A 24,764-nucleotide genomic window follows, 5' to 3' on the forward strand; every position below is an offset into this window, starting at 1 on the left:
AAACGCCGCGCTGATGGCGCGGCGTTGATGTTGTTTAACGGCGGTGGGTTTTCATCGCAGCCTGGATTTCACGCTGGCTGTCGCGTTGCTTCTCGGTCTCGCGCTTGTCGTGCTGCTTCTTGCCCTTGGCCAGGCCGATTTCGCATTTGATGCGGCCTTTGCTGAAATGCAGGTTCAGCGGCATCAGTGTGTAACCCGAGCGTTCCACTTTGCCGATCAGTTTGTCGATTTCGGACGCATTGAGCAGCAGCTTGCGGGTGCGCGTGGTTTCCGGATGGACGTGCGTGGATGTGCTGGTCAGGGCGCTGATGTGCGCGCCGAACAAAAAGATCTCGCCGTTGCGGATCGTCACGTAGGCTTCCTTGATCTGCGCCTTGCCGGCGCGGATGGCCTTGACTTCCCAGCCTTCCAGGACGATCCCGGCTTCGAAGCGCTCCTCGACGAAGTAATCGAAAAATGCTTTTTTATTATCAACAATACTCATCTGGTCGGAAAATCCGTGGTCTCGGTTAAAATTTCAACTTTGCGATTTTATCAAACGGACCACCTTTCATGGCAGTCGTACATAAAACAGTCCTGATCAATTACAGCGCCGAGCAGATGTTCAAGCTGGTCGACCGCGTCGAAGACTATCCCGAATTCCTGCCGTGGTGCGGCGGCGTCGACGTTGAAGAACGTCAGGGCGACAAGCTCAAGGCCAAGCTGAAGATCAACTATCACGGCCTCAAGCAATCCTTCACCACCGAAAACACCAACACGCCGCCGGCCAGCATGACCATGCATCTGGTGGAAGGTCCGTTCAAGCATTTCGAAGCGCGCTGGAACTTCAAGGCCTTGCGCGAAGATGCCTGCAAGATCGAATTCGACATGCAGTACGAATTCTCGAGCCGCATCCTGGAGTCGGTGATCGGGCCGGTGTTCAGCATGATCGCCAACAGTTTCGTCGACTCTTTCTGCAAGCGTGCAGAACAGATATATGGCTGAAACGGTGCAATTGCAAGTCGAGATCTGCTACGCCGCGCCGGACTTCCAGATCCGCAAGCCGGTGCGCGTCGACGCCGGCGCCACCGTGCAGCAGGCCATCATGCAAAGCGGGGTAATGCGCGAGTGTACAGCAATCGACCTGACGGTCTGCCGCGTCGGCATCTACGGCAAACTCAAAACGCTCGAGACCGTGCTGCGCGACCGGGACCGGATCGAGATCTACCGTCCACTGATCGCCGACCCCATGGATTCGCGCCGCCGCCGGGTGGCCAAGAAGGGCTGAGGCGCTGCGGCGCCACGCTGCCGGCAGCGGGGGAGACAGGATGTGCAGCCAATAAGCTGCACATTTCACGCAAAAATCAAGGTCGGCGCGACGAGTGCAAGAGTTTTCGGGTTTTTTCTGTATAATTCGCTTTTGCGCCTATAGGAAATGCTATGCGTCTTCTCCAAAAAGCACTCACATTCGATGACGTGCTCCTCGTCCCGGCTTATTCGGACATCCTCCCTAAAGATACTTCCCTTGCCACGCGTCTGACACGCAACATTCGCCTGAACATTCCGCTTATCTCCGCGGCCATGGACACCGTGACTGAAGCGCGCCTGGCAATTGCCATCGCACAAGAGGGCGGCATCGGTATTGTCCACAAGAACCTCACGCCGAAGGAGCAGGCGCGCGAAGTTTCCAAGGTCAAGCGTTTTGAATCCGGCGTAGTGCGCGATCCGATCACGATCCCGCCGACGATGAAGATCCGCGAAGTCATCGCCTTGTCCGAATTGCACGGCATCAGCGGCTTCCCGGTCGTCGAGGGCAGCGCCCTGGTCGGTGTGATCACCAACCGCGACCTGCGCTTTGAAGAAGATCTGGACGCCGAAGTGCGCGCCAAGATGACGCCGCGCGACAAGCTGGTCTACGTCAAGGACGGCGCCGGCCTGGAAGAAGCCAAGCGCCTGATGAACAAGCACCGCCTCGAGCGTGTGATGGTCATCAACGACAACTTCGAATTGCGCGGCCTGATCACCGTCAAGGACATCCAGAAATCCACGGCTCACCCGTTCGCCAGCAAGGACGACCAGGGCAAGCTGCGCGTCGGCGCCGCCGTAGGCGTCGGTCCCGACAATGACGAACGCATCGAATTGCTGGTTGCTGCGGGCGTTGACGTGCTGGTGGTCGATACCGCCCACGGCCACTCGGCCGGCGTGCTGAACCGCGTCAAATGGGTCAAGACCCGTTACCCGCATGTTGACGTGATCGGCGGCAACATTGCCACCGGCGCAGCCGCCAAGGCGCTGGTCGAACATGGCGCGGATGCGGTCAAGGTCGGCATCGGCCCAGGCTCGATCTGCACCACCCGCATCGTTGCAGGCGTCGGCGTGCCGCAGATCTCGGCCATCGCCAACGTCGCCAAAGCACTCGAAGGCACCGGCGTACCGGTCATTGCCGACGGCGGCATCCGCTTCTCGGGCGACGTTTCCAAGGCATTGGCGGCGGGTGCTTCCACCGTCATGATGGGCAGCATGTTCGCCGGCACCGAAGAAGCGCCGGGCGAAGTGATCCTGTTCCAGGGCCGCAGCTACAAATCCTATCGCGGCATGGGCAGCGTCGGCGCCATGACCGACGGTTCGGCTGACCGTTATTTCCAGGACGGCGAAAACAACGCGGAAAAACTGGTGCCGGAAGGCATCGAAGGCCGCGTCGCCTACAAGGGCAGCGTGCTGGCGATCCTGTATCAACTGGTCGGCGGCGTGCGTTCTTCGATGGGGTATTGCGGTTGCGCCACCATCGACGAATTCCGCGAAAAAGCCGAGTTCGTCGAGATTACTTCGGCGGGTATGCGCGAGTCGCATGTCCACGATGTGCAGATCACCAAGGAAGCTCCTAACTACCGCGCCGACTAAGAACCTGTTCGCGCTCTTACTGCGAGGCCATGATCCGGCGTCGGGCGGTGCTCCGAATCCTCATGTACTTAAGTACATTCCGGTTCGTCCGCTCCGTCCGCCACCGGCTGATGGCCTCTCGCTACAGAGCGCAAACAGGTTCTGAGCAAGGTGACGATAGTGAAAAAAGGCCGCGCTCCTTTTCGAGCTGCGGCCTTTTGACTTATTTTTGCCGCTGAAATAATTTCAAACTTGCCTACCATCACAGCCATGCACTCAAAAATTCTGATCATCGATTTCGGTTCCCAGGTCACTCAGCTGATCGCTCGTCGCGTGCGCGAAGCCGGCGTGTTTTCCGAAGTTTTCCCCCACGACGTGAGTGACGAATTCGTCCGCAACTACGGTGCCTCCGGCGTGATCCTGTCAGGCGGCCCGAACAGCGTGACCGAAGGCGATACGCCGCGCGCGCCGTTCGCAGTGTTTGAACTGGGCGTGCCGGTGCTGGGCATTTGCTACGGCATGCAAACCATGGCCGAGCAGCTTGGCGGCAAGGTGGAAAACGGTACGCTGCGCGAATTCGGTTACGCCGAAGTGCGCGCCCATGGCCACACCGCACTGCTGAAGGACATCGCCGACTTCACCACGGCCGAAGGCCACGGCATGCTGAAGGTATGGATGAGCCACGGCGACAAGGTCAACGAAATGCCGCACGGCTTCAAGCTGATGGCCTCGACCGGCAACTGTCCGGTGGCAGGCATGGCTGACGAAGAACGTCGCTTCTATGCGGTGCAATTCCATCCGGAAGTCACGCACACGCTGCAAGGCAAGGCCCTCCTGAGCCGCTTCGTAATCGACATCTGCGGCTGCAAGTCGGACTGGAACATGCCCGACTACATCGCCGAAGCGGTCGCATCGATCCGCCAGCAGGTCGGCACCGATGAAGTCATCCTCGGCCTGTCCGGCGGCGTCGACAGCAGCGTTGCCGCAGCGCTGATCCATCGCGCCATCGGCGACCAGCTGACCTGTGTGTTCGTCGACCACGGCCTGCTGCGTCTGGACGAAGGCAAGATGGTCATGGAAATGTTCGGCAAGAATCTCGGCGTCAAGGTCATCCACGTCGATGCGACCGATCAGTTCATGGGCCACCTGGCCGGCGTGACCGATCCGGAAGCCAAGCGCAAGATCATCGGCCGCGAATTCGTCGAAGTCTTCCAGGCCGAATCGGGCAAGCTGAAGAACGCCAAATGGCTGGCGCAAGGCACGATCTATCCGGACGTCATCGAAAGCGCCGGCAAGGGCAAGAAGGGCGCGCATACCATCAAGAGTCACCACAACGTCGGCGGCCTGCCGGAGACGCTGAACCTGAAGCTGCTCGAGCCGCTGCGCGAACTGTTCAAGGATGAAGTGCGCGAACTGGGCGTGGCGCTCGGCCTGCCGCACGAAATGGTCTACCGCCATCCGTTCCCCGGCCCGGGCTTGGGCGTGCGCATCCTCGGCGAAGTGAAAAAGGAATTCGCCGACCTGCTGCGCCGCGCCGATGCGATCTTCATCGAGGAACTGCGCAATACCAAGGATGCCGACGGTCAAAGCTGGTACGAAAAGACCAGCCAGGCATTCGCCGTGTTCCTGCCGGTCAAATCGGTAGGCGTGATGGGCGACGGCCGCACCTACGAATACGTGGTGGCGCTGCGCGCCGTGCAGACGCAGGACTTCATGACCGCACACTGGGCGCATCTGCCGCACGAGCTGCTGGGTCACGTCTCCAACCGCATCATCAACGAAGTGCGCGGCATCAACCGCGTGGTCTACGACATCTCGGGCAAGCCGCCTGCGACGATCGAGTGGGAATGATTTTACATCAGGCAAGCAGGCGCAATGACAGGCGCTAATACCTCAGAAAGCCCCGTATTTACGGGGCTTTTTTCTTTTTGAGCTGGCGATAACGGACAATAAAAAGCGAACGGCAGTTGGGTCAGCAGCTCGCTGCGACAGCGCGCAGCGGTGGCGTTTCCTGGGAAGTCGGGAAACAAAGAGCCAACCCGGTCAGTGAGTCAATAAAAGCCCTTGCAACGCTAAGTCGATTGGAATCGCTCTAATAACCACCTGCCAGCGGGACCGGGCAGCCGATCACTCAGATAGGTAGCCTGGAAAGGCAACAAGCCTGCCGACGGCCCTTCCAACTCGATGCGTACAAGACGACCTTCCTTTACATCTTCATTGATCAGCCACCGTGGCATGTGACCCCATCCGAGGCCTGCACGCAAGAAAGCATGCTTTGCACCAAGATCAGCAAGCCGCCAGATGTTCTTGCCTTGCACGCCGTAGTCCACCCCGCTGGTCAGGGAGGAGCGATCGGTCAGCACCAGTTGTGTTTCGTCCAACAGCTCCCGAAATGCAATGGGGCCTTGTCTGCCGGCCAAGGGCGATCCCGGAGCCACCACCGTCACCATCTCCTCGCTGAATAGTCGTTCAGCTGCAAGCCCCGGTGGCAGGAACGGCAGCGTCCCGGTGATGCCGAGGCTGCACTGACCATTGAGTACAAGCTCCGCAACGCGGCCCAGAGCCTCGACATGGAGCCTGAGCGGAGTGGAACGGAACCGTTCCTTGAAGCTGCCGAGGGCGTCGGTAAGGCACGGGTGCGGAAACATGACATCGACGACGATGGACAGTTCGGACTCCAGACCGGCGGAGAAGCTGCGTGCCTTGGCTGTCAACGCATCAGCACCCATCACGACGCGGCGCGCATCGGCCAGCAGGTTCGTCCCTTGAGGCGTCAATTTCGGGTAGCGGCCGACCCTCTCAAACAATGCTACGCCGAGCTGCCCCTCCAGGCTGGCGATGGTTTGGCTGACCACCGACTGCGCCCGCCCGATTGCGCGGCCAGCAGCCGAAAAGCTGCCGTGGTCTGCGGCAGCGACGAAAGTCCGCAGGTAATCCAGGGAAATACCGTTCAGCAAAGTATCTACTCCTTGTATGGATGGTATCTAATAATATAGGCTTTTCAGAGACATGGATAGGCCCTACGCTACAAACAAAGGAGCAACAAAGGAGCCATTCATGTCACAAAATATCTTCATCATTGGCGCGTCGGGATTTGTCGGAAGCATGTTGGCAAAGCACTTCCTGGCGGATGGGCAACGAGTGTCGGGACTCGCCCGAACTGATGCCGCCGAAGCTGTCCTGAGGACCGCTGGTACCTCGGTAATTCGCGGCGATCTTGACGCCAACGTCGCACCCGTGCTCGCTGCGGCACGTTCAGCGGATGTGACAATCTACGCCGCCCAAGTTGCCTTCGAGCGCGAGCCGACCATTATCCGGACGCTGTGCGAAGCACTTGCGGGAAGCGGCAAGACGTTCATCTTCCTTTCGGGCAGCGGCGTTTTCATGCAGCGCACGGGCGGCGCGTGGAGTCCGGACAGCTTTGCCGAAGACGACCCCTTTGTGCCGGAGCCACTGGCACTTCCCCGGGTGGAGGCAGAGGCCATCGTCCGCGGCGCTGCTGCCGAGCATGGCTTGCGAAGCATGGTGATCCGGCCCCCGGTGATTTGGGGACCGGGCGACAAAGGACCTTTAGCGAGCGTGTACCGCTCCGTTGCGGTCACCGGCGCCGCCTGCTACATCGGCTCCGGACTTGCCGCCTATTCCAACGTGCACAGCGCCGATCTGGCGCAGCTATTTTCTCTCGGCGTCGAACGCGGGCGGGCTGGCGCGCTGTACCACGCCGCTGCCGGGGAAATCCCATACCGTTGGATTGCCGAGGCCGTGGCGCGCGACTTAGGCGTCAAAACGCGCAGCCTGACGATGGACGAGGCCTCCGGGGTATTCGGCCCATTCGGGGCGCTACTGCTGTCGGCATGCAGCCGCTCGCGCGATCCGCGGACACGATCCGATCTGGGCTGGCAGCCTACCCAATTCGATTTTCTGTCACAGGTGGGCGAGCCACGGCTGCGTGCGCTCGCAAACCATAATTAATTCAACCAAGGAGCAAATCCATGAAGACACATGAAAACAAGGTCGCCATCATCACTGGCGGCAAGCAGGGAATCGGGCACGGCATCGCCAAACTTTTGGCCCGGCGTGGGGCGAAAGTCGTCCTCGTCAATCGCCAGGATGCGGTGGAGGAAGCTGCCCGGATCGGCGACGGCGCGATTGCCATCGCCGCTGACGTGACGAGTGAGGCCGACTGGGCGCGGGTCGCCGCCGAGGTGGAGCAGAAATTCGGTCGTGCCGACATCCTCGTGCATGCGGCCGGTATTTACCCGATCACCGGACTCGACCAGATGACGCAGGACGAATGGCGCCGCGTCATGGCTGTGAACCTCGATGCGCATGTGATCGGTGCCCGGGCGATCGTGCCGCTGATGCGCAAGGCCGGTGGCGGGGCGATCGTCGCCGTGGGTTCCGACGCCGTCGGCATGGTGACACCGCCCGGAATGGGCTTCTCCCATTACATCACGTCGAAGATGGGCGTGGTCGGTCTCGTCCGCGCTCTCGCCAATGAGCTTGCGGCCGACAACATCATCGTCAACGCCGTCCATCCTGGCATCACCGACACGGAAGGCGCGAGCGGCATGCCGAACGAGCAGAAGGCGCAGGTCTACATGATGCAGGCGATCAAGCGTCTCGGCACGCCGGCCGACATCGCCGGACCGGTCGCCTTCCTCACCAGTGAGGACGCGCGTTTCGTGACGGGGCAGACGCTGGTGGTTGACGGTGGACTGATGCGGCTCTGAAAAGGGAAGGTGATTGCCTAAAACATTGCAACTCGCGACTTGGGCCGGACCGGGTGAGCGACGACGCATGGGAGTACTCCGAGAGACCCGCGCGGACTTATTCTTCCATCGCGTTCGCTTTCGGATGCGCTCCTGGCACCGGTCCGATCCAGGATGACGGATAATAGCGGCCACATCTTTTAGGCATCATTTTTGGAATTCCCCCATGGAAATTAAAGTCAACTTCCTCGACAAGCTGCGTCTCGAAGCCAAATTCGATGATTTCACGGTCATCGCCGACCAGCCTATCCGCTACAAGGGCGATGGCTCGGCGCCCGGACCCTTCGATTATTTCCTGGCATCGTCGGCCTTGTGTGCAGCTTATTTCGTGAAGTTGTATTGCAACACGCGCAACATCTCCACCGAAAATATCCGTCTGTCGCAGAACAATATCGTCGATCCGGAAAACCGCTATCAGCAGATTTTCAAAATCCAGGTCGAGTTGCCGGCGGATATCGAGGAAACCGATCGTCGCGGCATCCTGCGCTCCATCGAGCGCTGTACGGTGAAAAAAGTGGTGCAGGCCGGCCCCGAATTCATCATCGAAGAGGTTGAGAGCCTGGATGCCGATGCACAGTCCTTGCTGACCCTGAAGCCGGATTCGGACGCCAGCACCTTTATCCTGGGCAAGGATTTGCCGCTGGAGCAGACCATCGCCAACATGTCCGGCATTCTGGCCGGCCTGGGCATCAAGATTGAAATCGCTTCGTGGCGCAATATCATTCCCAACGTGTGGTCGCTGCATATCCGCGATGCGCATTCGCCGATGTGCTTCACCAACGGCAAGGGCGCGACCAAGGAGAGCGCGTTGGCTTCGGCGCTGGGTGAATACATCGAGCGGCTCAACAACAATCATTTCTACGCCGGTGCATTCTGGGGCGAAGACATCGCCGAAGCGGCGTTTGTCCATTACCCGAACGAGCGCTGGTTCCAGCCCGGCCGCAAGGATGCGCTGCCGAAAGAAATCCTGGATGCGTACTGCCTGGAAATCTACAATCCCGACGGCGAGCTGCGTGCTTCGCATCTGGTCGATACCAACTCCGGCAACGTAAAGCGGGGCATCTGTTCGCTGCCGTACGTGCGGCAGTCGGACGGCGAGACGGTGTATTTTCCGTCCAACCTGATTGAAAACCTGTTCGTCAGCAATGGCATGAGCGCCGGCAACACGCTGGCCGAAGCACAGGTGCAATGTCTGTCCGAAATTTTCGAGCGTGCGGTCAAGCGCGAAATCCTGGAAGGCGAAATCACCTTGCCGGACGTGCCGCAGGAAGTGGTGGCGAAATATCCCGGCATCCTGGCCGGCATCAAAGGCCTGGAAGAGCAGGGCTTTCCGGTGCTGGTGAAGGATGCATCGCTGGGCGGGATTTACCCGGTGATGTGCGTCACCCTGATGAACCCGCGCACGGGCGGCGTCTTTGCCTCGTTCGGTGCACACCCGAGCTTTGAAGTCGCGCTGGAACGCAGTCTCACGGAGTTGTTGCAAGGTCGCAGCTTTGAAGGCCTGAACGATTTGCCTGCGCCGACCTTCGAGAGCAACGCGGTGACCGAGCCGAACAACTTCGTTGAGCACTTCATCGATTCCAGCGGCATCGTGTCGTGGCGCTTTTTCAGTTCGAAAGCGAACTACGAATTTGTCGAGTGGGATTTTTCCGGCCAGGGTGAAAATTCAAATGCCGAAGAAGCCGCGACCTTGTTCGGCATTCTGAAAGAGATGGGCAAGGAAGCATACGTGGCCGTGTACGACCAACTGGGCGCCATGGCCTGCCGGATTCTGGTGCCAGGATATTCAGAAGTCTATCCGGTGGAAGATCTGATCTGGGACAACACCAACAAGGCGCTGTTGTTCCGCGCCGATGTGCTGAACCTGCATCGCCTGGATGATGCCGCGCTGGAAGCGCTGCTTGAGCGTCTGGAAAACAGCGAGCTCGATGAATACTCCGATATCGCCACGCTGATCGGCATCGAATTCGACGAGAACACAGTCTGGGGGCAACTGACGGTGCTCGAACTGAAGCTGCTGATCCAGCTTGCCCTGCAGCAATTCGAGGAGGCGCAGGATCTGGTCGGCGCCTTCCTGCAATACAACGACAACACGGTTGAGCGCGGCTTGTTTTACCAGGCCTTGAAGGTGGTGCTGGAAGTGCAGCTTGATGACGACCTGGAACTGGACGATTACGTGGTCAACTTCCGCCGCATGTTCGGCGACGTCCGCATGGACGCGGTCATGGGCTCGGTGGACGGCAGTGTGCGCTTCTTCGGCTTGACGCCGACGAGCATGAAGCTGGAAGGCCTTGACAGGCACCAGCGCCTGATCGACAGCTACAAGAAGCTGCACAAGGCGCGCGCCAACGCCGCGGCTGCAGCAAGCTAAGGTAGCGGGGCCATGGCTGAACAGGATCTGTTTGGAGAGGTACCCGCACCGGCCGCGCGACCGCGCCAGTCCCGCCCACGCCCATCGGTAGCACCGCCGCAGCACACCTGGTTCTTCGCGTTACGTCCTGCGGTCGCGGATGCCGTGCGTCTGGATGCATTCGCTGAAAAACTGCTGGCATTGCATGGCGTCACCGGCAAACGTGTCGGACCGGAGCGGCTCCACATCACGCTGGAACTGGTTGGGCACGACAGCGACGAGCGTGTGGTGGAGGCGGCATGCCGTGCGGCCGATGCGGTTCGGTTTGCGGCCATTGATGCGCGTTTCGACGCCGCCATGACTTTCTCTGCGCCCAGCGGGCCGTTCGTGCTGCTTGGCGGCAAGGGGCTCGATGGCGTGCGCGAGCTGCGCACGGTGCTGGGTTGTGCGATGGCCGAGCATGGTTTTACGCCGCAGCGTTCCTATGAACCGCACATGACCCTTGGCTACGATCCGCGTCACCGTGTGGAACGCATTGCCATTGATCCCATCGGCTTTCGGATTGCCGAATTCGCGCTCGTCAAAAGCCACATCGGACTGTCGCGGCATGAAGTATTGCGCGTATGGCCGCTTGGCGGCTGAGCTCGGCCGCCTGGCGAGATTCGCCACTTTCACCGCTGCACGCGGTCGTCACGGGCAGACACGCTATAATGCCGGCTTACGGACAACGCACGGCGCAAGCCTGCTCGCACAGCTCCGAAACCCGCGGCGCACACGCCGCCAGCTTCCTATCATCGTGACTTACAGCATCAAAGAAATTTTCTATACCTTGCAAGGCGAGGGCACGCACGCCGGTCGTCCGGCGGTGTTTTGCCGTTTCAGCGGCTGCAACCTGTGGACCGGCCGCGAAGAAGACCGCAGCAAGGCGATTTGCCAGTTTTGCGATACCGATTTCGTCGGCACCGACGGCGAGGGCGGCGGCAAGTTCAAGACCAGCGACGCGCTGGCGCAGGCCATCAACAATCTCTGGCCAGAGACTTATGCCGCCAGCAAGTATGTGGTGTTCACCGGCGGCGAACCGCTGCTGCAACTCGACGAAGCGCTGATCGCCAGCATGCATGCGGTCGGCTTCGAGATCGCCATCGAAACCAACGGCACGATTCCGGTGCCGCCGGGCGTTGACTGGATTTGCGTCAGCCCCAAGATGGGCTCCGAGCTGAAGGTATTCAAAGGCAGTGAACTGAAGGTCGTGATTCCGCAGCAGGCGCAGGTTCTGGCCGACTATGAGAAGCTGGATTTCGCGCATTTCCTGTTGCAGCCGATGGACGGCCCCGACGCCGCGCGCAATACAAAAATGGCGATCGAGCTGGTCAAGAATAATCCAAAGTGGAAGCTGAGCATCCAGACGCACAAGCTGTTGCAGATACCGTAAGCGCTTGCGATATATCGGTTATCGGCTCGCGCCCCTGTTGCCGGGCGCGCGTTTGTTTACAATCCATTTCTATTTTCAATCCGTAAGGCGTTCATGCTGACCATCACCCGAAAACTCGAATTCGATGCAGGCCATCGCATCCCCGACCACAAGAGCCAGTGCCGCAACCTGCATGGCCATCGCTATACGCTGGAAATTACCTTGGTCGGCAAGGTCATCGAAGTCGAAGGCAGCTCCGACAACGGCATGATCATGGACTTCTCCGACATCAAGACGCTGGCCAAGCAACATCTGGTCGACGTCTGGGACCACGCCTTCCTGGTCTATGAAAAAGACCTTCCCGTGCGCGACTTCCTGGCCAGCCTGCCGGACCACAAGACGGTCGTGATCGACCGCATTCCGACCGTGGAAAACCTGGCGCGCACCGCCTTCGACATCCTCAACGCGGCCTATAAGGACGCGTATGGCACTGGCCTGCATCTGCAGAAGCTGGTGCTGCACGAAACGCCCAATTGCTGGGCCGAAATCACGGCCGACTGAGGCGCGAGCGATCATGACCGATATGTTCATGGCCTCGCCGTCGCCCATGCACATGCAGATGGCGCTGGTGCAGGCGCAACACGCGTGGGACCTCGGCGAAGTACCGGTCGGCGCGGTGGTGGTCAAGGACGGCGAAGTCATCGCCATCGGCTACAACCAGCCCATCGGCAAGCACGATCCGACCGCGCATGCCGAGATCATGGCCTTGCGCGCGGCGGCCGAGATTCTCGGCAACTATCGTTTGCCCGGCTGCGAACTGTATGTCACGCTGGAGCCTTGCGTGATGTGCGCCGGCGCCATGATGCATGCACGCCTGGCGCGCGTGGTCTACGGTGCCACCGATCCCAAGACCGGCGCCTGCGGTTCGGTGGTCAACCTGTTCGCACAGGAGCAACTGAACCATCACACCGAGCTGGTTGGCGGCGTGATGGCGGAGTCCTGCGGACAGATGTTGAAGAGTTTTTTTTCGGAACGGCGTGAACAGCTGAAACAGGAAAGACTGCAGCGCCAGGCAATCGCTCACGCGCATGCCAATGCCCATTCAATCGACGATGAAGCCAATGACTGAGACCTTGCTCGCTCCCGATATCCACGTGCCGGCCGGCGCCTGCGTCGCCATCGTCGCCCCTGGCGGTTATGCCCCCGACGAGGCGGCGGTCGCACGCGGCATCGCCTTGCTGGAAGCGCAAGGCTGCAAGGTCAAAAGCTACTACGATCACGCGGCGCGCCACCAGCGTTTCGGCGCTACCGATGCCGGCCGCGCGGCCCACATCCAGCAAGCGGCTGCCGATCCCGAAGTGCAGGTCGTCATCGCCTTGCGCGGCGCCTACGGCATGTCGCGCATCCTGCCGGTGCTGAATTATGAAGCGCTGGCCGCCAGCGGCAAATTGTTCGTCGGCTACAGCGACATCACTGCCTTGCACCTGGCCTTGCTGGCGCAGACCGGCGCCGGCGGCATTGCGGGGCCGATGCTGTGCAGCGATTTCGGCGCCGAGACGCCGAGCGCGATGACGATGAACAGTTTCTGGCGCACCCTTACGCAGCCGACGCAGACCATTGCCGTGGAAGAGGCGGGCAACCCGGCGCTGAAGGTGTCGGGCAAGTTGTGGGGCGGCAACCTGGCGATGGTTGTGCATCTGCTCGGCACGCCGTACTTCCCGCAGGTCGACGGGGGGATCCTGTTCGTGGAAGACGTCAACGAACATCCGTATCGCGTCGAGCGCATGCTGCTGCAGCTGGAACACGCAGGTGTGCTGGCGCGTCAGAAGGCGGTGCTGCTGGGGGATTTCTCCAATTACCGATTGTCCGACTACGACAACGGCTACAACTTCGAACAGATGCTGGGTTATGCGCGCCAGCATCTGTCTGCGCCGCTGCTGACAGGATTGCCGTTCGGCCACATCGCCGACCGCGTCAGCCTGCCGGTCGGCGCCCATGCCGAGCTGGAATCCGACGCGCGCGGCTTTTCGCTGCGTCTCAGCGGCTATCCGATCCTGTCCTGAGGGACGGACCTACAAAGGCTTGATCTCGACCTTGACGCCATCGCTGAGCACCGTGATGGCGCCCGGTTCGAAACGCTTACCGTTCATTTCCAATTGTTCCGGCTTGAAGGTGTAGAGCGGGTAATCCTTGAGCACCTGTTCCGCCGCGGCGTTGCTGATGGCATTGAGCTGCGGTGCGTATTGCGCCGGTACGCCGGCGATGTCGACCTTTTCCACCGAGGGCGAATCCAATCGCACCGAACGCGAGGCGGCGTCGTACCTGAGCGCGCTGCTCATCGACAGCGTGCCGTTGACGGGTTTGTTCATGAGCAGCTTGTTGTCGATCTGGACGTCGACCACGGTGCTCAGGCGATTGCTTTCCGGATTGAGCGCGAGGCGCGGATTGCTCAGGTTGATGTCGAACATGTCCATGTAGCGCAGCTTGCGCGGGAATTGCGTGGCAATGGCCGACTGCAGGTCTTTCTTCGGGAAGGTGTATTCGCTGGTCCAGATGTTGTACGCGGCCTGGCTGGCGCCGGCCGCCGCCAACGCGCCGCAGGCCACCAAGGCTGCGCTGGCCAGGGTACGCCAGCGGCTGAATGGGGATGTTGTCGTTTTGATCATCAGTCTTTCCTGTCATCGGGCAAAGCGGTTGGAACCGTTGCCGGGCAAATAATTCAAAGCGTTTGCCCCCGAATTACCTCCGCTTCGGGGCGCAGTCACGCCGGACTCGGCCTGCAATGGTAAAATCACGCGTTTACACCTGACTTGGCGGGTTGGCTTGGTTTCCGGCAACTTGCCGGGGCAACTCCTCAGGCAATATCTAAATACGTAAGGGCTTTTTTCAGTGTTATCCACGGCAAACATCACGATGCAGTTCGGCCCCAAGCCGCTGTTTGAAAACATTTCGGTCAAATTCGGCGACGGCAACCGCTACGGTCTGATCGGCGCCAACGGCTGCGGCAAGTCGACGTTCATGAAAATCCTCGGCGGCGATCTCGAGCCGTCGGCCGGCAACGTCAGCCTGGACACCAACGAGCGTCTCGGCAAATTGCGTCAGGACCAGTTCGCGTACGAAGAGATGCGCGTACTGGACGTGGTCATGATGGGCCATACCGAAATGTGGGCGGCGATGGCCGAGCGCGATGCGATTTACGCCAATCCGGAAGCCACCGACGACGACTACATGAAGGCGGCCGACCTGGAAGCCAAGTTTGCCGAGTACGACGGCTACACCGCCGAAGCGCGCGCCGGCGAGCTGCTGCTGGGCGTAGGCGTGGCGATCGAACAGCACCAGGGCCCGATGAGCAACGTCGCGCCGGGCTGGAAGCTGCGCGTCTTGCTGGCGCAGGCGCTGTTCTCGAATCCGGACATCCTGCTGCTCGACGAACCGACCAACAACCTCGACATCAACACCATCCGCTGGCTGGAAGACATGCTCAACGAGCGCAACTCCACCATGATCATCATTTCCCATGATCGCCACTTCCTGAACCAGGTCTGTACGCACATGGCCGACATGGACTACGGCACGCTGAAGGTCTATCCGGGCAACTACGACGAATACATGCTGGCGTCCTCGCAAGCGCGTGCGCAGCAACTGTCGGTCAATGCCAAGGCCAAGGAAAAGGTCGCGGAGTTACAGGATTTCGTGCGCCGCTTCTCGGCCAACAAATCCAAGGCGCGCCAGGCCACATCGCGCGCCAAGCAGATCGACAAGATCAAGGTCGAAGACATCAAGCCGTCCAGCCGCGCCAATCCGTTCGTGCGTTTCGACGGCGAGAAGAAGCTGCATCGCCTGGCGGTGGAAACGCAAGGCATCAGCAAGACCTATGACCGTCCGATCTTCAAGAACTTCAGCATCATGGTGGAAGCCGGCGAAAAGATCGCCATCATCGGCGCCAACGGCGTCGGCAAGACCACCTTGCTGCGCTGTATCGGCGGCGACGTCGCCGGCCTGCAACCGGACAGCGGTCTGGTCAAGTGGGCGGAAAACGCCAACGTCGGCTACATGCCGCAGGATCCGACCGAAGAATTCGCCAAGGGTGAAATCCTGACCGACTGGATGGGCCAATGGACCCAGGAAGGCGACGACGACCAGGCGGTACGCTCGATCCTCGGTCGCCTGCTGTTCTCCGGCGACGACGTCAAGAAGTCGGTCCAGGTGCTGTCCGGCGGTGAAAAGGGCCGCATGATGTACGGCAAACTGATGCTGGGCCGCCATAACATCCTGCTGATGGATGAGCCGACCAACCACATGGATATGGAGTCGATCGAATCGCTCAATATCGCACTTGAAAAATATGCCGGCACACTGATCTTCGTGTCGCACGACCGTGAGTTCGTTTCGTCGCTGGCGACGCGCATTCTGGAAGTGAAGGAAAACGAGATCATCGACTTCCGCGGCAGCTACGAAGATTATCTGTCCAGCCAGGGCATCGAATAACTTTTTTCAGGCGATCGATTTTTCGATCGCCTTTTTATCGTCCAAGCCATGCAAGCAACCGCAATGAAGGTCGTCGAATTTGAACGACCGCAGATGGAGACAGGCAGCAGCTGCACAGCCAACGCGTGGGCCAAGGTCCCGGCCACGCCGACGGCCGATGAGCGCCAGGCGTTGAAGGCGCGCATCAGACAGTTGCTGATGGAAAAACAGGCAGTGCTCGTCGCGCATTATTATGTCGACGGCGACCTGCAAGACCTCGCCGAAGAAACCGGCGGCTGCGTCTCCGATTCGCTCGAAATGGCGCGCTTCGGCCGCGACCATGCCGCGCAGACGCTGGTGGTCGCCGGCGTGCGCTTCATGGGCGAAACCGCCAAGATACTGAGCCCGGAAAAGCGCATCCTGATGCCTGATCTGGATGCCACCTGTTCGCTCGACCTCGGTTGCCCGACCGATGAGTTCAACGCCTTCTGCGATGCCCATCCGGACCGCACCGTGGTCGTGTACGCCAACACCAGCGCCGCCGTCAAGGCGCGCGCCGACTGGATGGTGACCTCGTCGATCGGCCTGGATATCGTCAAGCACCTGCATGCGCAAGGCAAAAAAATCCTATGGGCGCCCGACAAGCACCTGGGCGGCTACATCCAGAAGCAGACCGGCGCCGACATGCTGCTCTGGCAGGGTTCCTGCCTGGTACACGACGAGTTCAAGGGCGTCGAACTGGAACTGCTGCGCAAGGAATATCCCAAGGCCCTGATCCTGGTGCATCCGGAGTCGCCCGAAGGCGTGGTGGCGCAAGCCGACGTGATCGGCTCGACTTCGCAACTGATCGCCGCGGTGCAATCATCGGACGCGAAGGAATTCATCGTCGCCACCGACAACGGCATCCTGCACAAGATGCGCGCCGCCGCGCCCGGCAAGGTCTTCATCGATGCGCCGACCGCCGGCAATTCCGCCACCTGCAAGAGCTGCGCGCATTGCCCGTGGATGGCCATGAACGGTTTGCAGAACCTGCTGCATGTGCTGGAAACCGGCAGCAACGAAATCCACGTCGATCCTGCCATCGGCAGGAAAGCCGTGGTCTGCATCGACCGCATGCTGGATTTCGCGGCGCAGAAAAAAGCCAATGTGCGCCCGACCGGCGCATTGGAAAACGAACAAACACTGTTTGCAGGAATCGGCCCAGCATGAGTCTCACCGTCAGCAGCACCAGCAATCTGCGCAATCCGTTTGCACCTTTCGATCCGGCCTTGTCGGCGGCATTCGACGCCAACGTCAACCTGGCGATTGCCGAAGATGTCGGCAACGGCGACCACACCGGCAAGCTGGTGCCGGAGAACGAACACGTCAAGGCCCGCGTCATCGTGCGCGAACAAGCCGTGCTGTGCGGCGCGCCCTGGTTTGAAGCCGTCATGGCGCGGCTCGATCCGCGCCTGCGCGTTGACTGGAAGTTCGGCGAGGGCGACCTGATGCCGGCCGATGCCGAAGTCTGCCGCATCGAAGGCCCGGCGCGCGCCTTGCTGACTGCGGAACGCGGCGCATTGAATTTCCTGCAATTGCTGTCCGGCGTGGCGACCGCCACGCATCGCTACGTCGATCTGATTCGCGATACCCGCGCGCGCATCCTCGACACCCGCAAGACCTTGCCGGGCCTGCGCCTGGCGCAGAAGTACGCCGTGCGCGTCGGCGGCGGCATGAACCAGCGCCTGGCGCTGTACGACGGCATCCTGATCAAGGAAAACCACATCGCCGCAGCCGGCGGCATCACCGCTGCCGTGACGGCGGCGATCAAGCTCAACGCCGGCGTCAGCATCCAGGTCGAAGTCGAAAGCATCGATGAGCTTGGCGAAGCGCTGGCGGCAGGCGCCACCTCGATCCTGCTCGACAACTTCTCGCTCGACATGATGCGCGAAGGCGTCATGATCAACGCGCGCCGCGCCGTGCTGGAAGCGTCCGGCGGCATCAACATGGAAACCGTACGCGCCATCGCCGAGACCGGCGTGGACCGCATTTCGGTGGGTAGCCTGACCAAGGATCTGCAGGCGATCGACTACTCGCTGCGGATCATCGGCTGAGGTTGGCTGAGGTCGGCTGAGCCGGTTTTCCTCCTTCTTTCGACATAGCCTTTCGACACAACCCGCATGCCTTCACGGCAGGCGGGTTGTGTCGTTTTGCAGCTGCGCTTGCTGCGGGCGCTGATAGAATGCGCCATTGCATCGGGCGTCAGGTAAGGCAATTGGACGGCTGCACATACTGATACTGCACGTACGCCCGCGCCGGCACGCCATCTTCGGGGAATCCATCGTGAAATCAAACAATCTCGCTGCACCGCTGCTATGGGCCGCTCTGTACTTCGTGTTCGGTTTCGTCTCGCATGCGTTGAACGGCTCTTTCGTCGCCACCGGCTATATCTGGCTGCCGGCCGGCATCACCGTTAGCGCCTTGTTGCTGACGCCGACCGTGCGCTGGTTTCCATTACTGGTGCTGTTGTTCGCTGCACAGATTCTTCTGGGCTGGCTGGAGCATCGCGAACTCTGGCGCATGGCCTTGTTTTGCCTGGATGAAATCGGCGTCGCCGCAGTGGCGGTGTGGCTGGTCCGGCGCGCGCCTTTCCCGATGGAAGGCTTGTATTTCGTCCGTGGCCTGCTGATGGTCGGCGTCGGCGCCAGCGTCGTCAGCGGCCTGTTCGGCGCGGCCTGGTTCGCGGCAACGCAAGGCACGTCATTCTGGCCGACCTTGCGCGTCTGGGCGTTGTCGGACCTGGTCGGCATCCTGATCATGACGCCGGTGCTGGCGAGCTGGTCGCAGTTCCGGGCGACGCGCTCGGGCGGGATCGCGCGTACCGAATTCCTGCTGGGGCTGGCTTGCTTCATTGCCGTCATTGCGACCGGTTACCTTGCATTCGACAGCGACCTTGACCGTATCATTTTCGATATCGATTTTTCAACGACGTATCTGCCGCTGTTTTTCATCGCGCTGGTCGCCTTGCTGTGGGGCGGTCGCGGCGGCGCCTTGTCGGTCGCGGTATTGTCCTTGATGGCGTTTATCTACAACTCGCTGGGACGCGGACCGTTCGTCGAGCTGGTCCGGCTGAATTCCAGCAATGCCTTGCTGGAGTTGCAGATCTATCTGGCGGTGGCGTCGTTGCTGTCGCTGCTGATCAGCGCATTGAAGACCACGCGCGAGCAACTGCATGAAGATGTCGCGCGCTGGAAGAGTAACGTCGAGCTGGCGCTGACGGTGAGTCGCCAACTGGTGTACAGCATCGATCCGGGGAAAAAGACCATCGCCTGGAGCGGCGACGTGCAAAGTTTGCTCGGTCTTTCACCGGACAAGCTCGCGACGCTGGACCATGCATTGAAGCTGGTGCATCCGCTGGATCAGCATCGCCTGCGTCAGCGTTGGCTGGAAGAAGAGAGCGGCGGCAGCGACGACGCCCGCGAAGACATGCCGTTCCGCTTGCTGCTGGCCGACGGAAAAATCATCGGCGCAATTGACATGAGCCGCAGTTTGCGCGATCCCGACGGCAGTCTCGTCATGGTCGCCGGCACGTGGCATTTCGACGGCGCAGATCTCGCGCAGGGCCGGAGCGAAAAATGACAGCCCGCGTCGGCGTCATCATGATTCACGGCTTGGGCGGTACGCAATACGATTTGGGCGCCATGCACAAGATCCTGCAAAAAGCGGGCGCCGATACGCATGCCGTGACCTTGCCCGGACATGGAACCAGGCCGGAAGATCTCATCCCGATCCGCGCCGAGCAATGGATCGACTTGCTCATTGCGCAATATCGCGAATTGCAGCCGCAGTACGAGCAGTTGCATGTCATGGGCATGTGCATGGGAGCATTGCTGGCGCTGGCCTTGTGCGAGCGCGTCGGGCATACGGCAAAGCAGGGCAAGCTGGTCACGCTGGCGCCGCCGATCTACATCGACGGCTGGTCAACGCCGTGGTATGCCAATTTGCGCCGGCTGTTCTATCTGATTCCGGGTGTCGCCTCGCGCATGAAGGTGGAAGAGGGCGAGCCTTACGGCATCAAGAACACGTTGGTGCGCGCCGTGGTCAAGGCCAAGTTCGAGCGCGGCGACAATTTCCACTATTCGTGGGTGCCGATGGCCTGCATCCGCCAGGTTGACCGTCTGCGCGGCTGGGCCGCTGCCGGCGCGAAGAACATCAAGGCGCCGACGCTGATCGTGCATGCGCGGGAAGATGAGCTCACCAGTTTACGCTCGGCGGAATTCCTGCAGGCGCGCATTGCAGATGCCCGCACCGTGGTGCTGGAGAACAGCTATCACATGATCTGCGTCGACAATGACCGCGACCAGGTCGCCAACAGCGTGCTGGAATTTTTCGGCTTTCCACCGATGCCGGAGCGGATACGCCGGCAGCGCGGCGCGGCTGCCTGAGGCATATCAGAACACGCGTCCAAGCTGCAGATAGACGTTCCACACGCCCTGATCGCCCAACGCGGCGCCAAAGTACAGCGGTCCGACCGGACTGCTGCCGCCGAGGAACAGGCTGACGCTCTTTCGATACGGACCGTCGCCCATGGCGCTGCGCGACTGCCACACATTGCCGGCTTCGAGGCTGGTGCCGAGCACCGGATTGCGCAAGCCCGGTACGGCGAAGTCATTGAGGTCGCGCAAGTAGGTCAGCCTGCTGTAGAGCAGATAATTGCCGTAGAACTGGTCGGCCGCGTATGCCGACAGACGCTGGAATCCACCCAGGAAAAAGCCCGGTCCCGCGCTGTTGGAAGACAGGTTGCTGGCTGCTTCCAGCGCCACGTTAACGGTATTGCGGTCATGGCTGAAGGCCCACAGGCTCTTGAACTGGGCGTCGCTGTAGCGATCTTCTTGCTTGCCGAAACCGCGATGCGCTTCGGCGAACAGGTAATAGCCCTTGCGCGGGAATAGCGGATCGTCGAGCTGGTCGATGGTCAATCGTGCGCGCGCCACCGGCTGGTTGCTTTGCGCGGCGTCATAGAGTGAACCGAACGCAGGATCCGACAGGTTGTAGGACGGCGTGTATTTGTTGTGCTGGTAATTGACACCCAGCCGCACTTCGCCCAGCCGCGCCAGCGGCATGCCGAGGTCGACGCCGGCAGTGTAGGTGTCGATGCGGTATTGCGTTGCCGGCGATGCTTTGGCGTCGCTGCCGTCGAGGTAGATGTCGACATAGCGGCGGCTCAGGTCGACATACGGCGACAGGTAAATGCCGCTGGTGCCGAAGACCGGCTGACGCAGTTCGCTGTGCAGGCTGGCGCGGTTGTTGCCGAGCACCAGGTCGTTGCGCCATTCGAGGCCGCTCTGGTCGATCCATGGATAGCGATGGCCGATCTGCAGATTGACGCCGCCGCGACCGTTGAAATTATTGGACAGGCCGAGGCCGAACAGCAGGTACTGCGGTCCCCAGGATTTTTCTTCGGCGTCGATCAGCAGCACATTGCGGCCGTCTTTTTCGACGATCTCCTGCGTCAGCGCATTGAAGTCGCCATTGGTCGCCAGTTGCGACAACTGCTGGTTGATCTTGTCGGCGTCATAGACGTCGCCTTCCTTCACACTGAGCCGGCTGCGCACATACGCTGCGGGGATTCGTCCGGTGGTCTTGATTTCGATGGCATCGACGCGGGTGTCGTGCGCCAGAACCACACCGGTCCGGCGCGCCGCCAGATAGGTTTGCCACTCGGATGGCGGCAGCGACAGTTCGGTGAGCCGGGCGCTCTGTGTCTGTGCTGCGTTCCAGCCGGCGTTGACGCCCTCCTTGCCGCGTGCAAAATCGGTGAAGGACATGCCGCTCAACTCCGGTTCGATCAGCACGTCGTTCTTGCCGAGCAAGGCCTTCTGCGCCTTGACGTTCTGCTGGATCAGGATGCCCACCATCTGCTGCGCGACGGCGGTGGGGGATTGCAGATTGGCGGGATCCTGCAGGGGCGTGGCGATGTTGACCGCGATGATGACGTCGGCGCCCATGTCGCGCGCTTCCTGCACCGGCAGGTTGCTGACCAGGCCGCCGTCGACCAGGGTGCGGCCGTCGATCGGATACGGCGCAAACAGCCCCGGTACCGCCATGCTGGCGCGCATGGCGCGTGGCAACGAGCCTCGCTCCAGGATGACTTCGGTGCCTTTGCCGAGATCGGTGGCGACAGCGCGAAACGGAATCGGCAACTGGTCAAAGGAAATGTTGGCCGGCAACTGCGCCGTCCAGTTCTGCAGCAAGGTCAGCAGGTTGTTTCCCTGCACCAGGCCGGGGGCGAGCTTGAGCTTGCCGTCGTCGTAACCGGCGGCGATCGAGATCGGATACTGGAAGTCGTCTTCACGTTGCGATTGCGGCAGCTTGGCGCGTTCGTTGCGGTCGAAGGCGATGTCGCTGAGGTTGGTCTGCGACAGACGCTGTTCCAGGTTTTCGGCCGAAATCCCGGTGGCGTACAGGCCCCCGACCAGCGCGCCCATGCTGGTGGCGGCGATATAGTCGACCGGCACGTGCAGCTTCTCCAGATATTGCAGTACGCCCAGATGCGCATAGCCGCGCGCGCCGCCGCCGGACAGGACCAGGCCGATGCGCGGACGCGGCTTGGCTGCGGTTGCGGAGGATGCGTCTGTTGCCGATGAAGATGGGGTAGTAGCAAGGAATGCAACCCCCGCCAGCAGGCAGAGCAAGCGAAGGGGAAGAAGGTCGGCGGGACGTGTCACGATGTCGGGAGGGGAGGCTAAGATTGACGATGGCCCAATAGTAAATCGGGCCGGACCAAACAGGCAACGCAACACGTTCAGAGTGCCTTCATTTTCCGAAGACGCGTGATGAGCCTTTATTGGTAGTAACCGCCGACCGGTGGTGACGCCAGCATGGTTTTCACTTCCTCGATGCTTTCGTGCGGCACGTGTTGCAGCGATTGGTGATGAGCGTCGATGCTGTCCCAGACTTCGATGATGACCATGCGTGCCGGGATGGTCTGGTCCTGCAGCAATTGACAGGACTGGCAACCGGATGACGCGCGGATGGCCGGCAACAGGGCAGTCAGGAACTTCTTCAGCGCGTCGACCTGGTCGTCGAGCGCACGGAATGTATTGATACGCGTAATGCTCATCGTCTCCTCCTTGGGCAGGCTGCATTCAATGACGTGGCGAGCTGGTCGTTGCTGTTCCTGCGGCCATTATGAACCGAATTGCCGAGCGATTGTTCCTACGTCATTTTTGCTGCGTCAGCACCGTCGGCACGGCTTCCGCCAGCGTGTCCGGATAGTCGAGGCTGTAATGCAGGCCGCGGCTTTCTTTCCGTGCCAACGCGCTGTTGACGATCAGCGAGGCGACTTCGACCAGGTTGCGCAGTTCCAGCAGATCGCGCGTGATGCGGAAATTGGCGTAGTACTCGTCGATTTCTTCGCGCAGCAGACGGATGCGGTGCTGCGCCCGTTCGAGGCGTTTGTTGGTGCGCACGATGCTGACGTAGTTCCACATGAAGCGGCGCAGCTCGTCCCAGTTGTGCGAGATCACGACTTCTTCGTCTGCGTTGGTGACGCGGCTTTCGTCCCAGGCCGGCAAGGCGATCACGGGCGCCGCGGCTTGCTGTTCGATGAACTGCGCGGCGGCGCGGCCCAGCACCAGGCATTCCAGCAGCGAATTGCTGGCCAGGCGGTTGGCGCCATGCAGGCCGGTATAGGCGGTCTCGCCGACGGCGTACAGGCCGGGCAGGTCGGTGCGGCCGGACATGTCGGTCACTACGCCGCCGCAGGTGTAGTGCGCTGCAGGCACGACCGGGATCGGTTGCTTGGTGATATCGATGCCGAACTCCAGGCAGCGCGCCTGGATGGTCGGGAAATGTTCCTTGATGAATTCGGGCGGCTGGTGGCTGATGTCGAGGTCGACATGATCGAGGCCGCGTTTCTTCATTTCAAAATCGATGCTGCGCGCCACGATATCGCGCGGCGCCAGTTCGGCACGATCATCGTGTTCCGGCATGAAGCGGGTACCGGCGGCGGCGCCGGCAGCTGCCGGCAGCTTGAGCAGCGCGCCTTCGCCGCGCAGGGCTTCGCTGATCAGGAAAGACTTGGCGTAAGGGTGGTACAGGCAGGTCGGATGAAACTGGATGAACTCCATGTTGGCGACGCGGCAACCGGCGCGCGAGGCCATGGCGATGCCGTCGCCGGTGGCGGAGTCCGGGTTCGACGTGTACAGGTAGACCTTGCCGGCGCCGCCGGTGGCCAGCACGGTATGGTCGGCCGCGATGGTGACGACCTTGCCCTGTTTGATGTCCTGCACGTAGACGCCGACGCAGCGCGGCGTGCCTTCTGCAGCAGGATCGAGCTTCTTGGTGGTGATGACGTCGATGGCGCAGTGATGCTCCAGCAGCGTGATGTTGGGATGGGCGCGTACGCGTTGTTCCAGCGTGACCTGGACGGCGTGGCCGGTGGCATCTGCGGCATGGATAATGCGGCGCTGGCTGTGGCCGCCTTCGCGGGTGAGGTGATAGCCGAGTTCGGCGCTGGCGTCGCGCGTAAAGGGCACGCCCTGTTCGATCAGCCATTCGATCGCTTGGCGGCCATGCTCGACGATGAAGCGCGTCGACGCCTCGTCGCACAAGCCGGCGCCGGCGATCAGCGTGTCGTCGATGTGCTGGTCATGGCTATCGCCCGAATCGAGCACCGCGGCGATGCCGCCTTGCGCCCAGTTGCTGGCGCCGTCGAGCAATTCGCCCTTGGAGACCACGACCACGTTTTTCTTTTCGGCAAGATGCAGGGCGACGGACAAACCGGCAAGTCCGCTGCCGATGATGGCGACATCGAATTTCATGATGGCTGAGGAAAATGTTGAAAGGAAGGCACGATTATATCCGGCAATCGTGCGAGGTCCGGTCCGCGGAGAGGGCGAGAAGGAATTGGAAATTCGGGAAA

23 protein-coding genes and 1 other RNA gene are annotated in these 24,764 nt (G+C 61.0%); 18 read left to right on the forward strand and 6 right to left on the reverse strand.

The window, feature by feature from the left end:
• Window positions 1–34: 34 nt before the first annotated feature.
• Window positions 35–484, reverse strand: a complete 450-nt coding sequence (smpB, locus tag DXT88_RS11020) for an SsrA-binding protein SmpB (RefSeq protein WP_016835449.1) — start codon at window positions 482–484, stop codon at window positions 35–37.
• A gap of 68 nt (window positions 485–552) precedes the next feature.
• Between smpB and DXT88_RS11025 the strand changes: the two genes are divergently transcribed.
• The 5 genes from DXT88_RS11025 to guaA all read left to right on the forward strand — a co-directional run bounded on the left by DXT88_RS11025 (window position 553) and on the right by guaA (window position 4,710).
• A complete protein-coding gene (locus DXT88_RS11025; RefSeq protein WP_265213367.1) occupies window positions 553–984 on the forward strand; it encodes a type II toxin-antitoxin system RatA family toxin in 432 nt (143 codons plus the stop codon).
• Window positions 977–1,267, forward strand: coding sequence for an RnfH family protein (locus DXT88_RS11030; RefSeq protein ID WP_265213369.1), 291 nt, complete (start codon window positions 977–979; stop codon window positions 1,265–1,267). The genes DXT88_RS11025 and DXT88_RS11030 overlap by 8 nt, the downstream gene beginning before the upstream one ends.
• A gap of 152 nt (window positions 1,268–1,419) precedes the next feature.
• Entirely contained in the window at window positions 1,420–2,880 is a 1,461-nt protein-coding gene (gene guaB, locus DXT88_RS11035) for an IMP dehydrogenase (RefSeq protein WP_016835451.1), read from the forward strand.
• Window positions 2,881–2,942: 62 nt separating this feature from the next.
• Window positions 2,943–3,028: non-coding RNA, sX9 sRNA (locus DXT88_RS11040), on the forward strand.
• Between the two features lie 101 nt (window positions 3,029–3,129).
• A complete protein-coding gene (gene guaA / locus DXT88_RS11045) occupies window positions 3,130–4,710 on the forward strand; it encodes a glutamine-hydrolyzing GMP synthase (protein ID WP_265213371.1) in 1,581 nt (526 codons plus the stop codon).
• A 221-nt stretch (window positions 4,711–4,931) separates the two neighbouring features.
• Here the strand turns inward: guaA and DXT88_RS11050 are convergent, their stop codons facing one another.
• On the reverse strand, window positions 4,932–5,816 hold the full coding sequence (locus DXT88_RS11050; RefSeq protein ID WP_265213374.1) for a LysR family transcriptional regulator: 885 nt from the start codon (window positions 5,814–5,816) through the stop codon (window positions 4,932–4,934).
• A 100-nt stretch (window positions 5,817–5,916) separates the two neighbouring features.
• Between DXT88_RS11050 and DXT88_RS11055 the strand changes: the two genes are divergently transcribed.
• The 8 genes from DXT88_RS11055 (at window position 5,917) to ldcA (ending at window position 13,455) form a co-directional block, all read left to right on the forward strand.
• Window positions 5,917–6,831 carry an NAD-dependent epimerase/dehydratase family protein gene (locus DXT88_RS11055; RefSeq protein ID WP_265213375.1) on the forward strand — a complete coding sequence of 305 codons (915 nt, stop codon included), beginning with the start codon at window positions 5,917–5,919 and terminating at the stop codon, window positions 6,829–6,831.
• A 20-nt stretch (window positions 6,832–6,851) separates the two neighbouring features.
• On the forward strand, window positions 6,852–7,592 hold the full coding sequence (locus DXT88_RS11060; RefSeq protein ID WP_265213377.1) for an SDR family NAD(P)-dependent oxidoreductase: 741 nt from the start codon (window positions 6,852–6,854) through the stop codon (window positions 7,590–7,592).
• Window positions 7,593–7,797: 205 nt separating this feature from the next.
• On the forward strand, window positions 7,798–10,002 hold the full coding sequence (locus DXT88_RS11065; RefSeq protein WP_265213379.1) for an OsmC domain/YcaO domain-containing protein: 2,205 nt from the start codon (window positions 7,798–7,800) through the stop codon (window positions 10,000–10,002).
• 12 nt (window positions 10,003–10,014) lie between these two features.
• The gene (locus DXT88_RS11070) at window positions 10,015–10,623 is read left to right on the forward strand and encodes a 2'-5' RNA ligase family protein (RefSeq protein ID WP_265213381.1); all 609 of its coding nucleotides are present in this window, start codon (window positions 10,015–10,017) and stop codon (window positions 10,621–10,623) included.
• A gap of 154 nt (window positions 10,624–10,777) precedes the next feature.
• Window positions 10,778–11,413, forward strand: a complete 636-nt coding sequence (gene queE, locus DXT88_RS11075; RefSeq protein ID WP_265213383.1) for a 7-carboxy-7-deazaguanine synthase — start codon at window positions 10,778–10,780, stop codon at window positions 11,411–11,413.
• 93 nt (window positions 11,414–11,506) lie between these two features.
• Complete coding sequence (gene queD / locus DXT88_RS11080; protein WP_016835459.1) at window positions 11,507–11,953, forward strand: 6-carboxytetrahydropterin synthase QueD; 447 nt, start codon at window positions 11,507–11,509, stop codon at window positions 11,951–11,953.
• A 13-nt stretch (window positions 11,954–11,966) separates the two neighbouring features.
• Window positions 11,967–12,521, forward strand: a complete 555-nt coding sequence (gene tadA / locus DXT88_RS11085; protein ID WP_265213385.1) for a tRNA adenosine(34) deaminase TadA — start codon at window positions 11,967–11,969, stop codon at window positions 12,519–12,521.
• Complete coding sequence (gene ldcA / locus DXT88_RS11090; RefSeq protein ID WP_265213387.1) at window positions 12,514–13,455, forward strand: muramoyltetrapeptide carboxypeptidase; 942 nt, start codon at window positions 12,514–12,516, stop codon at window positions 13,453–13,455. The genes tadA and ldcA overlap by 8 nt, the downstream gene beginning before the upstream one ends.
• 9 nt (window positions 13,456–13,464) lie before the next feature.
• Here ldcA and DXT88_RS11095 read toward each other — a convergent pair whose 3' ends face one another.
• Window positions 13,465–14,058: a DUF1439 domain-containing protein gene (locus tag DXT88_RS11095; protein ID WP_265213388.1), complete on the reverse strand. Its 594-nt coding sequence runs from the start codon at window positions 14,056–14,058 to the stop codon at window positions 13,465–13,467.
• A 223-nt stretch (window positions 14,059–14,281) separates the two neighbouring features.
• Here DXT88_RS11095 and DXT88_RS11100 point away from each other — a divergent pair, with 223 nt between their 5' ends.
• The 5 genes from DXT88_RS11100 (at window position 14,282) to DXT88_RS11120 (ending at window position 20,283) form a co-directional block, all read left to right on the forward strand.
• Complete coding sequence (locus DXT88_RS11100) at window positions 14,282–15,880, forward strand: ABC-F family ATPase (protein ID WP_265213389.1); 1,599 nt, start codon at window positions 14,282–14,284, stop codon at window positions 15,878–15,880.
• Between the two features lie 48 nt (window positions 15,881–15,928).
• Window positions 15,929–17,068 carry a quinolinate synthase NadA gene (nadA, locus tag DXT88_RS11105; RefSeq protein ID WP_265213391.1) on the forward strand — a complete coding sequence of 380 codons (1,140 nt, stop codon included), beginning with the start codon at window positions 15,929–15,931 and terminating at the stop codon, window positions 17,066–17,068.
• Window positions 17,065–17,952, forward strand: coding sequence for a carboxylating nicotinate-nucleotide diphosphorylase (gene nadC, locus DXT88_RS11110; protein WP_016835463.1), 888 nt, complete (start codon window positions 17,065–17,067; stop codon window positions 17,950–17,952). Before nadA ends, nadC begins: the two co-directional genes overlap by 4 nt.
• A gap of 229 nt (window positions 17,953–18,181) precedes the next feature.
• Entirely contained in the window at window positions 18,182–19,477 is a 1,296-nt protein-coding gene (locus tag DXT88_RS11115) for an MASE1 domain-containing protein (protein ID WP_040503678.1), read from the forward strand.
• Window positions 19,474–20,283: an alpha/beta hydrolase gene (locus tag DXT88_RS11120; protein WP_265213394.1), complete on the forward strand. Its 810-nt coding sequence runs from the start codon at window positions 19,474–19,476 to the stop codon at window positions 20,281–20,283. Before DXT88_RS11115 ends, DXT88_RS11120 begins: the two co-directional genes overlap by 4 nt.
• Before the next feature lie 6 nt (window positions 20,284–20,289).
• Here the strand turns inward: DXT88_RS11120 and DXT88_RS11125 are convergent, their stop codons facing one another.
• The 3 genes from DXT88_RS11125 to nadB all read right to left on the reverse strand — a co-directional run bounded on the left by DXT88_RS11125 (window position 20,290) and on the right by nadB (window position 24,663).
• Window positions 20,290–22,566: a patatin-like phospholipase family protein gene (locus tag DXT88_RS11125; RefSeq protein ID WP_407649311.1), complete on the reverse strand. Its 2,277-nt coding sequence runs from the start codon at window positions 22,564–22,566 to the stop codon at window positions 20,290–20,292.
• Window positions 22,567–22,682: 116 nt separating this feature from the next.
• Entirely contained in the window at window positions 22,683–22,961 is a 279-nt protein-coding gene (locus tag DXT88_RS11130; RefSeq protein WP_016835467.1) for a putative quinol monooxygenase, read from the reverse strand.
• A gap of 100 nt (window positions 22,962–23,061) precedes the next feature.
• Window positions 23,062–24,663 (reverse strand): L-aspartate oxidase, encoded by a 1,602-nt coding sequence (nadB, locus tag DXT88_RS11135; RefSeq protein WP_265213396.1) that lies wholly within the window; start codon window positions 24,661–24,663, stop codon window positions 23,062–23,064.
• Window positions 24,664–24,764 lie beyond the last annotated feature (101 nt).

Source organism: Herbaspirillum lusitanum, assembly GCF_026127345.1.
Lineage (GTDB): Bacteria > Pseudomonadota > Gammaproteobacteria > Burkholderiales > Burkholderiaceae_D > Herbaspirillum > Herbaspirillum lusitanum.

Coding starts and splice junctions, on each gene's coding strand:
- smpB (WP_016835449.1), bottom strand. CDS start 484: ATGAGTATTGTTGATAATAAAAAAGCATTTTTCGATTACTTCGTCGAG.
- DXT88_RS11025 (WP_265213367.1), top strand. CDS start 553: ATGGCAGTCGTACATAAAACAGTCCTGATCAATTACAGCGCCGAGCAG.
- DXT88_RS11030 (WP_265213369.1), top strand. CDS start 977: ATGGCTGAAACGGTGCAATTGCAAGTCGAGATCTGCTACGCCGCGCCG.
- guaB (WP_016835451.1), top strand. CDS start 1,420: ATGCGTCTTCTCCAAAAAGCACTCACATTCGATGACGTGCTCCTCGTC.
- guaA (WP_265213371.1), top strand. CDS start 3,130: ATGCACTCAAAAATTCTGATCATCGATTTCGGTTCCCAGGTCACTCAG.
- DXT88_RS11055 (WP_265213375.1), top strand. CDS start 5,917: ATGTCACAAAATATCTTCATCATTGGCGCGTCGGGATTTGTCGGAAGC.
- DXT88_RS11060 (WP_265213377.1), top strand. CDS start 6,852: ATGAAGACACATGAAAACAAGGTCGCCATCATCACTGGCGGCAAGCAG.
- DXT88_RS11065 (WP_265213379.1), top strand. CDS start 7,798: ATGGAAATTAAAGTCAACTTCCTCGACAAGCTGCGTCTCGAAGCCAAA.
- DXT88_RS11070 (WP_265213381.1), top strand. CDS start 10,015: ATGGCTGAACAGGATCTGTTTGGAGAGGTACCCGCACCGGCCGCGCGA.
- queD (WP_016835459.1), top strand. CDS start 11,507: ATGCTGACCATCACCCGAAAACTCGAATTCGATGCAGGCCATCGCATC.
- tadA (WP_265213385.1), top strand. CDS start 11,967: ATGACCGATATGTTCATGGCCTCGCCGTCGCCCATGCACATGCAGATG.
- ldcA (WP_265213387.1), top strand. CDS start 12,514: ATGACTGAGACCTTGCTCGCTCCCGATATCCACGTGCCGGCCGGCGCC.
- DXT88_RS11095 (WP_265213388.1), bottom strand. CDS start 14,058: ATGATCAAAACGACAACATCCCCATTCAGCCGCTGGCGTACCCTGGCC.
- nadA (WP_265213391.1), top strand. CDS start 15,929: ATGCAAGCAACCGCAATGAAGGTCGTCGAATTTGAACGACCGCAGATG.
- nadC (WP_016835463.1), top strand. CDS start 17,065: ATGAGTCTCACCGTCAGCAGCACCAGCAATCTGCGCAATCCGTTTGCA.
- DXT88_RS11120 (WP_265213394.1), top strand. CDS start 19,474: ATGACAGCCCGCGTCGGCGTCATCATGATTCACGGCTTGGGCGGTACG.
- DXT88_RS11130 (WP_016835467.1), bottom strand. CDS start 22,961: ATGAGCATTACGCGTATCAATACATTCCGTGCGCTCGACGACCAGGTC.
- nadB (WP_265213396.1), bottom strand. CDS start 24,663: ATGAAATTCGATGTCGCCATCATCGGCAGCGGACTTGCCGGTTTGTCC.